The organism is Thalassotalea ponticola, assembly GCF_041379045.1.
Taxonomy (GTDB): domain Bacteria; phylum Pseudomonadota; class Gammaproteobacteria; order Enterobacterales; family Alteromonadaceae; genus Thalassotalea_A; species Thalassotalea_A ponticola.
Genome location: NZ_CP166871.1, coordinates 1,302,632 through 1,315,692 on the forward strand (window position 1 = coordinate 1,302,632; position 13,061 = coordinate 1,315,692).

The window sequence follows — 13,061 nt, forward strand, 5'->3', positions numbered from 1 at the left end:
CACACAGGCCCTAAGTTGTTTTGGCGGTAGTGTGTTTAACTGACCAGTAAATCTAGTGCTACTTGAACGGCAAACCCTACCAACAAAGCGTCACCAAATCCCATACCCCATACCAACACTGCATCCTCGTGCAAGTACCTAGTTATCAGAGCTGCTGGTCTTGTTGTCATCAAGAATATGTTAATAGGCCAGTTCGCTCACTCTTGTACTGTGCGTAAAAATCACCGATACCGTAATTTTGTAGCAACGGCTAAGCATGTCGCTAGCAGGCGTTAATTTTTAAGCAGAATGATAAATATTCGTTATATTTAAAGGTGAATTTTCTCGTATTTGACGTGCTAATGTTTTGGAGGCCGAATGCCAGTATCAAATTTAGATGAACTCAACGCTATGGTTGCTCGTGTTAAAGCGGCGCAAAAAGAGTTTTCAAGCTTTAGTCAACAACAGGTCGATGCAATTTTTCGCGCCGCATCACTGGCTGCTAATAATGCACGTATTTCGCTAGCGCAGAAGGCGGTTGAAGAATCGGGTATGGGGATTGTTGAAGATAAAGTGATTAAAAACCACTTCGCCTCCGAATTTATCTATAACAAGTACAAAGACGAAAAAACCTGTGGTGTGTTGAGTGAAAATGAAGAATTTGGCACCATTGAAATTGCCGAGCCCGTCGGTCTCATTTGCGGTATTGTGCCGACCACAAACCCTACGTCAACGGCAATTTTCAAAGCCTTAATTTCCCTCAAAACCCGCAACGGTATTATTTTTTCACCGCATCCTCGAGCAAAGTTTGCCACCAATGATGCGGCCAAAATAGTCCTTGATGCCGCGGTTGCCGCAGGCGCACCTAAAGATATTATCGGTTGGATTGATGTGCCATCAGTGGAGTTGTCAAATGCCCTAATGACCCATCCTGATATCAACCTGATTTTGGCAACCGGTGGCCCTGGTATGGTTAAAGCGGCGTATTCCTCAGGTAAACCAGCCATTGGCGTTGGCGCGGGTAATGTGCCGGTGGTGATCGATGAAACCGCCGATATAAAGCGCGCTGTTGCATCGATTTTGATGTCAAAAACCTTCGACAATGGCGTGGTCTGTGCGTCCGAGCAAGCGGTAATAGTTGTTGATCAGGTTTACGAGCAAGTCAAAGAGCGGTTTGCTACCCACAATGGATATATTCTCACCAAGTCTGAAGCGGATAAAGTACGAGACATCATCTTAATAGACGGTAATTTAAACGCGGCTATTGTCGGCCAGCCGGCAACCAAAATTGCCGAGCTCGCTGGCATCAAAGTACCTAAAAATACCAAGATCTTGATTGGTGAAGGCAAAGAAGTCAGTATCGAGGATCCGTTTGCCCACGAAAAGCTATCGCCAACGCTTGGCTTGTTTAAAGCCAAGTCGTTTACCCATGCGGTGGAGCAGGCGTGTACTATGGTCGAGCTTGGCGGTATTGGCCACACATCAGCGATTTATACCGATCAGGACCTAAACAAGGATCGCATAAGTTATTTCGGCGACAAAATGAAAACCGCCCGTATCTTGGTTAACATTCCCACATCACATGGTGGTATTGGCGACATATACAACTTTAATATCGCCCCCAGTTTGACCTTGGGCTGTGGCTCATGGGGCGGAAATTCGATATCCGAAAACGTGGGTCCCAAACACCTGATCAACAAAAAGACGGTTGCAAAGCGAGCCGAAAACATGTTGTGGCATAAACTTCCCAAATCCATTTACTTTCGTCGCGGCAGTTTGCCCATTGCACTAAGCGACCTTAAAGGTAAACAACGGGCGTTCATCGTCACCGATAAATATCTGTTTAATAATGGCTATACCGATGATGTTACCGCGATATTAAAAGACTTAGACATCGAGTCACACATATTTTCCGATGTTGAAGCCGATCCTACCTTGTCTATCGTCAAGCGCGGTGCCGAAGCGATGAGTAGCTTTCAACCCGATGTTATTATCGCCTTAGGTGGTGGCTCGCCAATGGACGCCGCCAAAATTATGTGGGTCATGTACGAGCACCCAGATACCGCATTTGAAGAATTGGCAATGCGCTTTATGGATATTCGAAAAAGAATTTATAAATTCCCTAAAATGGGTGAAAAAGCCACCTTAGTTTGCATAACGACAACCTCGGGTACCGGCTCAGAAGTCACCCCATTCGCGGTGGTTATCGATGATCAAACAGGGGCCAAATATCCATTAGCCGATTACGAAATTACCCCAGACATGGCTATCGTCGATGCCAATTTAGTCATGAATATGCCCAAATCGCTGACGGCCTATGGCGGTTATGACGCGATAACCCATTCGTTAGAAGCGTATGTATCGGTATTAGCGAATGAGTATTCAGACGGCCAAGCCTTGCAGGCGTTGCGGTTACTCAAGGAGTACTTGCCATCGGCTTACCAAAACGGTGCCAACGATCCGATTGCGCGGGAAAAAGTACACAATGCGGCGACCATTGCCGGCATTGCGTTTGCCAATGCGTTTTTAGGCGTTTGTCATTCCATGGCCCACAAAATCGGCGCAGAGTTTCACTTGGCTCATGGACTCGCCAATGCGTTGCTAATAGCCAATGTGGTGCGCTATAACGCCACCGACAATCCAACCAAACAAGCGGCATTTTCACAGTACTCGCGACCGCAGGCAAGGCGTCGTTACGCTGAAATTGCCGATCACTTACAGTTAAGTCAGCCGGGCGATAGAACAGCCGAGAAGATAGAGCGCTTATTAGCGTGGTTGGAAGAGATGAAAGATTTACTCGACATCCCTAAATCGATTCAGTTGGCAGGGGTCTCTGAATTAGACTTTATCGAACGACTCGACGAACTGTCGGTAGAAGCTTTCGATGACCAATGTACTTCGGCAAATCCTCGCTATCCACTGATCAGTGAGTTAAAAGAAGTACTCAGAGCGTCGTATTACGGCACTGCCTATCAAGATGAAGGGGATCAGGCTGATTCTATAGCCAAAGCACCGGCCAAAGCACCAGCAAAGGACAGTGATAAGCCCAAGCGCACAAAGAGCAAGAAAAAATAGCGATACCCATTATCGCCACAATAGATGGCTACAGAGCTTAGCGTGGCAATAGATAAAAAGCCCAAGTTACACATATAACTTGGGCTTTTTACTGGGTGTTTTTAGGGTAACAACCGTGTATTTTAGACGTTAAATCTAAAGTGAATCACATCACCGTCTTTAACGAGGTAATCTTTACCTTCTAAGCGCCATTTACCGGCTTCTTTGGCACCCGCCTCACCGTTACAAGCGATAAAGTCATCAAAGCCAACCACTTCAGCGCGAATAAAGCCGCGTTCAAAGTCAGTGTGAATAACGCCTGCCGCTTGTGGTGCGGTTGAATTGTTTTTAAACGTCCATGCGCGAACTTCTTTAACACCTGCGGTAAAGTAGGTGTTCAGGCTTAACAAGCCATAACCCGAATTGATAACGCGGTTTAAGCCTGGCTCTTCTAAGCCCATTTCAGCCATAAACATTTCGCGATCGTCTTCGTCCATTTCAGCTAATTCACCTTCAATTTCAGCGCAAACAGGCACAACCACAGCGCCTTCTTGCTCGGCAATTTCGCGTACTTGATCAAGGTACGGGTTGTTTTCAAAACCGTCGTCATTGACATTGGCAATGTACATGGTCGGTTTGATGGTTAAGAAGTTTAGATACTTAACCGCTGCAATTTCTTCTTTTGTTAAATCAAGTGAACGGATCATATGACCCTCTTCAACATGCTTTAATATTTTTTCAAGGATTGGCAGTTCAAATTTCGCGTCTTTATCACCGCCTTTGGCTTTTTTAGTTTGGCGAACAATCGCGCGTTCAGCCGCATCCATATCAGCAAGAGCTAATTCGGTATTGATAACATCGATGTCTTCAGCTGGATTGACTTTACCTGCTACGTGAACAATGTTGTCATTTTCGAAACAGCGAACGACGTGACCGATGGCATCGGTTTCGCGAATATTGGCCAAAAACTTGTTACCTAAGCCTTCGCCTTTTGACGCTCCTGCAACTAGGCCTGCGATATCAACAAACTCCATGGTAGTGGCGATAACGCGCTCGGGATTGACGATAGCCGCTATTTGATCCAAACGCGGATCTGGCACTGGTACAACGCCCGTATTTGGCTCAATGGTACAAAACGGAAAGTTAGCCGCTTCGATACCTGCTTTAGTTAATGCATTGAAAAGTGTTGATTTACCCACGTTTGGTAAACCGACAATACCACACTTAAAACCCATGGTTGATAATCCTGTACTGTTATTGTGCTTTAAAGGAATGTAGACGGTTTTGCGCTTTCTTCAAGCCGTCTTTTTCCCAAATGGCAAAGCAGCGAGCGGCTTCGTCAACGCACTGATCTAGGAGAGCCTGTTCGGCTTGAGGCGCTTTGCCTAATACAAAACCACTGACTCTGTCTTTATGCCCCGGATGGCCAATGCCGATCCGCAAGCGGTAAAAATTCTTATTATTCGCCATGCAAGCGATGATGTCTCTTAATCCATTGTGGCCACCGTGACCACCGCCTTGTTTGATTTTGACCACACCGGGATCAAGATCGAGCTCATCGTGAGCAACAAGGATATTTTCACACGCAATTCTGAAAAAGTTGGCTAAAGGCGCAACCGCTTTGCCGCTTCGATTCATAAAGGTGGTAGGAATTAATAAATGCACGACGGTGTCGCCAATAAGGCCTTTGCCGTACAAACCGTGATATTTTTTATCAGGAGACAGGGATATGTTGTATTGTCTGGCGAGTTCTTCTACAAACCAGACGCCTGCATTGTGGCGGGTTCTCGTATATTCGGGGCCTGGATTACCCAGGCCCACAACCAACTGAATATTAGTCGTCAAGGTTACCCTCGCGATTATTCTTCAGTTGCTTCTTCTTCGCCTTCAGCGTCTGACTCAGTTGAGCTAGCCGCTTTAGGAGCTGTTGCTGTAACAACTGCTTGGTCGTGATCTTCACCTTTAGCAAGTTCTACAGAAGTAACGCCTTTTGGAAGAGCGATGTCTGAAAGGTGGATAGTGTTACCCACTTCTAGACCAGCTACGTCTACTTCGATGAACTCAGGAAGATCTGCTGGTAAACATTCAACTTCGATGTCAGTCATTGCGTGAGCAAGGATTGCACCAGTTTTCGCTACAGACTCTTCGTTGATGAAGTGAATTGGAACGTGTTGGTGAATCGCTTTCTTCGCGTCAACGCGCAAGAAGTCTAAGTGCATGATTAGTTCTTTGTACGGGTGACGTTGCATGTCTTTTAGTACAACATCAACAGGCTTACCGTCAACAGTTAACGTAAGAACTTGCGAGTAGAATGCTTCTTCTTCTTGAGCACGGAATACTTTGTTGTGTGCTAAAGTGATTGAAAGAGGCTCTTGACCTGCACCGTAAATGATAGCTGGAACTTTGTTCGCATGACGAAGGCGGCGGCTCGCACCTTTCCCTAAGTCTGTACGTACTTCAGCTTCTAAAGCAAAAATATCCATTGATAAATTCTCTATAAATAAAAGTAAATTTGACTGTTTTCCGCGACCAAAAAACAATCGGTTAAATAATCAACACCGCGTTGTGTTGATGTTTTTTACCCTGAGGTAACTAAAAATATTAGTTTCAGCGTAAAAAGGCGCCGAATAATAACATTTTTTCGACGATTAACAAACAAAAAGTGCGCCCGAAGACACACTTTTTTATTTTGATTCGCTGATGTTTAAACCGATTAGGCTTCAAACATTGCTGAAATTGATTCTTCGTTGCTAACGCGGCGAATCGCTTCTGACAACATACCCGCTAGAGATAATTGACGCACTTTATCAATTTTCTTGAACTCGTCAGAAAGAGGAATAGAGTCGGTAACTACCATTTCATCGATCACTGAGTTGCGGATGTTTTCTGCTGCGGCACCACTAAATACTGGGTGTGTTGCATAAGCAAATACTCGGCGCGCACCGTGTTCTTTAAGAGCGGCTGCTGCTTTACACAAAGTTCCACCAGTATCGATCATATCGTCAACGATAATACAATCGCGATCTTGAATGTCACCGATAATGTGCATGACCTGTGATACGTTGGCCTTTGGACGACGCTTATCGATAATCGCCAAATCGGTATCGTTTAGCAGTTTAGCAACCGCGCGCGCGCGAACTACACCACCGATGTCTGGAGAGACGACAACCGGATTGTCTAAATCTTTGTTGAGCATGTCTTCAAGTAGAATAGGTGAGCCAAATACGTTATCTACTGGCACATCGAAAAAGCCTTGAATTTGCTCTGCGTGCAAGTCAACAGTAAGAACGCGGTCAACGCCAACACTTGACAGGAAGTCAGCAACCACTTTTGCGGTAATAGGTACACGTGCACTGCGTACTCGGCGGTCTTGACGAGCGTAGCCAAAGTAGGGAATAACTGCGGTGATACGACCTGCTGATGCACGACGCAAGGCATCGACCATAACGATCAATTCCATTAAGTTATTGTTGGTTGGTGCACAAGTAGATTGGATAATAAAAACGTCAGATCCACGTACGTTTTCTGTTATTTCAACGCTGATTTCACCATCGCTGAAGCTGCCTACTTTCGCATCGCCTAAGCTTATGTATAGACGATCGGCGATCTTTTTAGCCAGTTCAGGGGTGGCATTACCCGCAAAAATTTTCATGTCAGGCACTGTCAGGTCCTCAGAAGCTTTGACATTATTAAACATAATACTCTTAACCTTAAAGCCGTTATATGTAGCGTAACAGTCTTTAACATTAAGGCTGCGTTGCTAACAATGAATGTTAGCATAAGTACCAAATTTTGGTGACTTAATGTTGCTCGAGCTCATCTAAAATAGGCGAGCGGTCTAGGCCTTGAGCAACGAAGGATTTTACTCCCGGTGGTAATTTGTCTTGAAGTCTTAGCGCTTCGGCTTGTGAGTCAAAGCGAGTAAAAATACAAGCACCGGTACCAGTTAGTCTAGACGGCGCGTATTCTAGCAACCAAGCGAGTAACTTTTCAACCTCGGGATAGAGTTTTCTCACTAAAGGTTCGCAGTCGTTAACACATTGTTCAATGTCAAAATCGTTAATGTTAAGCGGTTGATGGTTGCGAGGTAGCTCTGGATGCTGAAACACGGTCGCTGTTGAAATCGAGACATCGGGGATGGTCACCAAAAACCATGGTGTGTCGGTTTTATAGGGGGTGAGTAGTTCACCAATACCCTGGGCGAACACTGTTTCACCGTATATAAACACCGGCACGTCAGCGCCTAAGGTGACGCCGATATCGATCAGCGCTCGTTGGCTTAGGTTGAGCTGCCACAATTTGTTCAGTGCTAATAAAGTCGTCGCGGCGTTAGATGACCCGCCACCGAGCCCACCACCCATAGGTAGCCGTTTGTCAATACTGATGTCGACGCCAACGCTGCTCACCGTGTGCTGTTTTAAGGCCCTGGCAGCTTTGACAATTAAGTTCTGCTCGTGGTCGACTCCGTCAATGGGGGTCGTAAGTGCAATTTCACCGCTTTGATTAGGGCGAAAGTGTAGGGTGTCACCGTAATTTAAAAATTGGAACACCGATTGTAACTCGTGGTATCCGTTGGCACGTTGACCGGTGATGTGCAAAAAACGGTTGATTTTAGCGACACTACTAAATGTGTATAGCTTATTTTGCACGGGTTAAATCTCCCATTGGCTGATCGCCAATTTAATACGTAAATCTTGATGGCGAATGCTCAGTTGCTTGGCTAAACGGACATTGCCAACCAAGGTGTATGATTGATACTGCACTGAGTACGGGCGGCTATTAATCAACGTGCTGAGCTGCTCTGGCAGCAAGGTCACTGGGTGATATTGAATGACGTCGCCGGCACTGGCTTTCACACCTTTTAGCCAATGGCTCAGGTGACTTATCGGCAGCGGAAAGCCTGCGACTTTTTCGACGAGGTAGTCAAGATCGTGGTGTTGATGTGTTTTACCGTCGACAATGAGCGTGTGAAGGCCGTGTTTTGAGGTTAAAGACAGTACCGTGGTACCGACAAATGAGGTCAGTTTAAGCTGCTGCTGATCACCGCTTTTGCGCCAGTATAGGTTAGCGCTTTGTTTATTTTTACTGCTGATAATGGCCAACTTACCGCGTATGACCCAGTGATTGATCTGGGCTAGCTGGGCCTCTCTTACTTGTTGACTCTGATGTAATTGGTCGTCGCTATATCGGCTTTGACAAGCACTCAACAAAAACCAAAGCAATAGCAATATCGTGGCATGTACCCACTTTTTCATGGGGGCCGTTCGACGTTGTTCGATAGTGAGGAGTGACACACTGGAGTAGATCATAGTATCAAAAATGCGTTAATTTTTTTTCTCTAATCTTGGCAATGTACCATAAAAAGCCACCAAACCTTAAAAAAAATAGCCTTATAAGCGTTGGTGACTTTTCATCTTTGCTCTAATCTCGTAAAATTACCCCATTAATCGAAATGTTTGCACCGATTTGTTAACAGCAAATCACGCGGTTTAGCGCCAACGTACTGTGGCGTATTAGTAAGGTTGTATTGAACGCATATGTCTATTTTTGCTGTCGGAATTAATCACAAGACTGCACCAGTATCGGTGCGTGAAAAGGTCGCTTTCACGCCTGATAACTTGACCCATGCGTTACAGCAAATGGTTGACCAACTCAACTGCCAAGAAGCCGCCATCTTATCAACGTGTAATCGTACCGAGCTGTATTTTGTGCAAGATAGAACCGTCGATCAGGTACAGCAACAAATTGTCGATTGGCTGCAGCGTTATCATCAAGTACCAGCGCATCTGATTGCCTCGTCTCTGTATTGGCACCACGATCGCAAAGCGGTTAATCACATGATGCGAGTTGCCTGTGGCTTAGATTCTTTGGTATTGGGTGAGCCGCAAATCTTAGGTCAAATGAAGCAAGCGTACTCACAGGCAAAAGCCGCCGGTTCGATGCAAATGATCATGGAACGCTTATTTCAGCGTACCTTCGGCGTGGCAAAAGAAGTGCGCACCGAAACTGATATCGGTACCAGTGCCGTGTCAGTAGCCTTTGCTGCGGTCAATTTAGCCAAGCATATTTTTGGTCAGCTACAAAAATCAAAAGTGTTATTAATAGGGGCAGGGGAAACCATTGAATTGGTTGCTCGCCACTTACACGATAACCAAGTCAGTAAAATAACCGTAGCGAATCGCACTGTCGCTCGCGCAGAAGCAATGGCAAAAGAGGTCGGCGCGGACGTGATTACCCTGGCGCAAATACCCGAGCAAATCAGTGATGCGGATATCGTCATCAGTTCAACAGGGTCAACCTTGCCGATTATCGGTAAAGGGATGATTGAAAAAGCATTAGCCAAGCGACGTCACCGACCAATCTTTATGGTCGATATCGCTGTGCCGAGGGACATTGAAGAACAAGTTGGCGAACTTGAAGACGTGTTTTTGTATACTGTCGATGACTTGCAAGGTATCATTGCCAAAAATATGGAAAACCGTCGCAAAGCCGCCGAAGACGCTGAGCATATCGTCAGCGATGGCGCCGATCAATTTATGTCGTGGTTGCGCGGTTTAAACACCCAAAATGCTGTTGTCGCTTATCGTCAACAATGTTTGAGCAAACGCGATGAATTATTGCAAAAAGCCAGTGCGCAATTAGCCAACAACAAAAACCCTGACGCGGTGATGGCTGAACTGGCCACAAAATTAACCAATCACTTAATGCATGCACCGACGCGCGCTATACAACAAGCGGCGCAAGGTGGTGAGCTTGATAAGCTTATCTACCTACAAGATGTTTTTGATTTAGACACAAAAGATAACTAAATTTAAAGCACGCAGGCATATCCCACTTTTTAATCTTTTGGTGAACAACATTACATGAACGAATCAGTATACCAAAAACTAGAATCTCTGGTTGAGCGCTTCGAAGAAGTGCAACATTTATTGTCTGATCCCGACATTATCGGTGATCAGGACAAATTCAAAGCCTTGTCGAAAGAATTTTCGCAACTGGAAGAAGTCACCAAAGTATTTAATGACTACAAACAAGCGCAAGATAACTTTGAAATGGCGCAGGAAATGTTGAAAGACGACGATCCTGACATGCGTGAAATGGCGCAAGAAGAATTTAAAGACGCCAAAGAGTCCATTGATACCTTGACCCATGATTTGCAAATTTTGTTACTGCCCAAAGACCCGAAAGACGATAACAACTGTTTTGTTGAAATTCGCGCTGGTGCCGGTGGCGATGAAGCGGCAATTTTTGCCGGTGACCTGTATCGCATGTATTCGCGCTTTGCTGAAAAACAAGGCTGGAGCAGTGAAATCATCAACATGAGTGAAGGTGAGCACGGCGGTTATAAAGAGATCATTGTTAAGTACAACGGCGACGGGGCATACGGTCATATGAAGTATGAAAGCGGCGGTCACCGAGTACAACGCGTACCTGAAACTGAATCTCAAGGTCGCGTTCACACCTCGGCCTGTACCGTGGTTGTTATGCCTGAAATCCCAGAGTCAGAGGCGATTGAAATTAACAAAGCGGATTTAAAAGTCGATACGTTTCGCGCATCGGGTGCCGGTGGTCAGCACGTTAACAAAACCGACTCAGCCATCCGCATTACGCATATTCCGACGGGCATAGTGGTAGAGTGTCAAGACCAGCGTTCGCAACACAAAAACCGAGCACAAGCGATGTCGGTGTTAGCGGCTCGCTTACAGCAAGCCGAAGACGATAAGCGTCGCGCCGAAGAAGAGTCGTCACGTCGCTCGTTAGTTGCCTCGGGTGATCGCAGTGAGCGTATTCGCACCTACAATTACCCGCAAAGCCGAATGACGGATCACCGTATCAACTTAACCTTATACCGCTTAGCTGAGGTGATGGAAGGTAATTTGAACTTGGTACTCGATCCGATTATGCAAGAAAACCAAGCTGACTTACTTGCCGCTCTCGGTGAGCAATAATCGATACATGGCAGACAGTGTCGAGCAACTAAATACGATAGAGCAGCTTTGGCGTTACGGTCAAAGCTGCTTTTTATCGTTTAGTGATAAATACGATGCGAAAGTCGATGCTCAAGTGCTGCTATCGGAGACTATCGACAAACCACTTAGTTATCTCATCACCTGGCCGGAGAAAACACTGAGCGACAAACAAAAGCAACGCTTTTTGTCGTTTGTCGAACGCCGGTGCAACGGTGAGCCAGTGGCGTTTATTATTGGTAAGCGCAGTTTTTGGTCAATTGAACTGAGCGTCGCCGACTGTACATTAATCCCGCGCCCCGATACTGAAACACTTGTCGAAGCCGTGTTACAACACCACCCATCGAGCTTGCAACGAGTATTGGACTTGGGCACTGGCACTGGTGCCATTGCTTTGGCATTGGCTCACGACAATCCACATTGGCAGGTCGAAGCCGTTGACTTTAATCCGGATGCAGTGGCATTGGCACAGCAAAATGCCGAGGCGTTGGACTTGCAACGGGTAAACATTTATCAAAGTGATTGGTTTAGCCGTGTCGCAGACGATAAGCGCTTTGATATTATCGTCTCCAACCCGCCCTATATCGACGCTAACGATCCCCATCTGACTCAGGGCGATGTGCGCTTTGAGCCCAGCTCGGCATTGGTGGCTGATGAGCAAGGTTTTGCTGACATTCGCCTGATAATAGAGCAATCGCGTCGTTATTTGGCATCAGCAGGTAGCTTGTATATTGAACACGGTTTTGAGCAACACATAGGGGTGCAAAAGCTGTTGCTCGATCACGGCTATCAACATATAGAAACGTTTGTTGATTACGGCAACAATCCAAGAATCACTAAAGGTGTGTTTAATCCATAACCGCAACGTTCAATCACTGACCGCAAAGCGCGCGTTTATGATGAGCTTGATTAGTTAGCTGAATTGAACCGGGTAAATAGCCGGTTAGGTCGAAAGCACCTACTAGCCGGTTAGGTCGAAAGCACCTACTATATAAAGACGTGATAAAAGCGATAAATGAAAAAGCGATAGCCGATATTCAATCCAGTTGCTATCGCTTTTTATTGTTGGAGTGACTTTGCGTTAAGTGTTTAAGCCTTTGGCGTCTGGGCGTTAATGCGCTGACCGGTTACACCAATTGACTGATCACTCATTAAATACAGGTAAGCTGGCATGATGTCATTAGGGCTAGCAATTTTCGATTTATCCTCAGCAGGAAATGCGGTTTGACGCATTTTGGTGTTGGTAGCGCCTGGATTTATCGCATTTACACGTAAAGACGAGCCTTCGTACTCATCGGCAATAACTTGCATCATACCTTCAGTGGCAAATTTTGAGATACTATACGGTCCCCAAAATGCGCGCCCCTGATTACCTACACCTGAGGTGGTAAACACTAACGAGCCATGTTCGGCTTTTAACAGTGCAGGGATCAGTGCTTGTGCCAGATACATTTGTGCGGTGAGGTTAACTTGCATAACGTCGTCCCAAATTTGACTGCTAATTTGGGTAAACGGCGTTAGCTCCCCTAGGATTGACGCATTTAATAGCGCTCCGTCAAGGTGACCCAGTTGCTCTACGATGGTGTTGACCATATCTTTGTAATTCTGAGCCGTCGCGCCTTTCATATCTAGTGGCACTATTGCCGGTTCGGGATAACCCTTAGCAACGATATCATCGTATGTGGCTTCAAGCTTTGCCACTGTTTTGCCAAGTAAAATCACAGTCGCGCCGTGTTCAGCGTATGTTAGCGCAGCAACTTTGCCGATACCGTCGCCAGCACCGGTGATTAAAATGGTTTTATTTTTAAGACATTCGTCTGTTACAGAAAAATCGTTCATTAGATTGGTTCCACTCACTATATGACCGTTATTTTACCGACACTTTATTGAGGTTTCGACCACAATTTGTCAAAAACGACAGATATATCAATATTAGCGCTTTATTTTAATCCCATATTGACCGTTGTCGCGTATTTCAACCGATATGCAGTTAGTTGAAACACGACATACCACAGAATGATAACGCAGCGATTTTCGTGTCATTACGATTGTGATGACAGC

11 protein-coding genes are annotated in these 13,061 nt (G+C 45.7%); 4 read left to right on the forward strand and 7 right to left on the reverse strand.

The annotated features are described in order from the left end of the window. The first annotated feature begins 357 nt into the window (after nt 1–357). Nucleotides 358–3,054 (forward strand): bifunctional acetaldehyde-CoA/alcohol dehydrogenase, encoded by a 2,697-nt coding sequence (adhE, locus tag ACAY30_RS05610; RefSeq protein ID WP_290250432.1) that lies wholly within the window; start codon nt 358–360, stop codon nt 3,052–3,054. A gap of 122 nt (nt 3,055–3,176) precedes the next feature. Here the strand turns inward: adhE and ychF are convergent, their stop codons facing one another. From ychF to lolB, 6 genes are all read right to left on the reverse strand, one after another. Then, the gene (ychF, locus tag ACAY30_RS05615; protein WP_290250431.1) at nt 3,177–4,268 is read right to left on the reverse strand and encodes a redox-regulated ATPase YchF; all 1,092 of its coding nucleotides are present in this window, start codon (nt 4,266–4,268) and stop codon (nt 3,177–3,179) included. A gap of 19 nt (nt 4,269–4,287) precedes the next feature. Next, complete coding sequence (pth, locus tag ACAY30_RS05620; protein WP_290250430.1) at nt 4,288–4,878, reverse strand: aminoacyl-tRNA hydrolase; 591 nt, start codon at nt 4,876–4,878, stop codon at nt 4,288–4,290. 14 nt (nt 4,879–4,892) lie between these two features. After that, nucleotides 4,893–5,516, reverse strand: a complete 624-nt coding sequence (locus tag ACAY30_RS05625) for a 50S ribosomal protein L25/general stress protein Ctc (protein WP_290250429.1) — start codon at nt 5,514–5,516, stop codon at nt 4,893–4,895. A 230-nt stretch (nt 5,517–5,746) separates the two neighbouring features. After that, a complete protein-coding gene (locus tag ACAY30_RS05630) occupies nt 5,747–6,694 on the reverse strand; it encodes a ribose-phosphate pyrophosphokinase (RefSeq protein ID WP_290250908.1) in 948 nt (315 codons plus the stop codon). Between the two features lie 139 nt (nt 6,695–6,833). Continuing rightward, nucleotides 6,834–7,682 (reverse strand): 4-(cytidine 5'-diphospho)-2-C-methyl-D-erythritol kinase, encoded by an 849-nt coding sequence (gene ispE / locus ACAY30_RS05635; RefSeq protein ID WP_290250428.1) that lies wholly within the window; start codon nt 7,680–7,682, stop codon nt 6,834–6,836. A 3-nt stretch (nt 7,683–7,685) separates the two neighbouring features. Next, entirely contained in the window at nt 7,686–8,288 is a 603-nt protein-coding gene (lolB, locus tag ACAY30_RS05640) for a lipoprotein insertase outer membrane protein LolB (RefSeq protein ID WP_290250427.1), read from the reverse strand. A 282-nt stretch (nt 8,289–8,570) separates the two neighbouring features. Between lolB and hemA the strand changes: the two genes are divergently transcribed. From hemA to prmC, 3 genes are read left to right on the forward strand one after another with little or no spacing between them, the layout of a single operon-like run. Continuing rightward, complete coding sequence (gene hemA / locus ACAY30_RS05645; protein WP_290250426.1) at nt 8,571–9,842, forward strand: glutamyl-tRNA reductase; 1,272 nt, start codon at nt 8,571–8,573, stop codon at nt 9,840–9,842. Between the two features lie 54 nt (nt 9,843–9,896). Further along, nucleotides 9,897–10,982 carry a peptide chain release factor 1 gene (gene prfA / locus ACAY30_RS05650; RefSeq protein ID WP_290250425.1) on the forward strand — a complete coding sequence of 362 codons (1,086 nt, stop codon included), beginning with the start codon at nt 9,897–9,899 and terminating at the stop codon, nt 10,980–10,982. A gap of 7 nt (nt 10,983–10,989) precedes the next feature. Continuing rightward, on the forward strand, nt 10,990–11,859 hold the full coding sequence (gene prmC / locus ACAY30_RS05655; protein ID WP_290250424.1) for a peptide chain release factor N(5)-glutamine methyltransferase: 870 nt from the start codon (nt 10,990–10,992) through the stop codon (nt 11,857–11,859). 230 nt (nt 11,860–12,089) lie between these two features. Here the strand turns inward: prmC and ACAY30_RS05660 are convergent, their stop codons facing one another. After that, nucleotides 12,090–12,839, reverse strand: coding sequence for a YciK family oxidoreductase (locus tag ACAY30_RS05660; protein ID WP_290250423.1), 750 nt, complete (start codon nt 12,837–12,839; stop codon nt 12,090–12,092). Nucleotides 12,840–13,061: the final 222 nt, after the last annotated feature.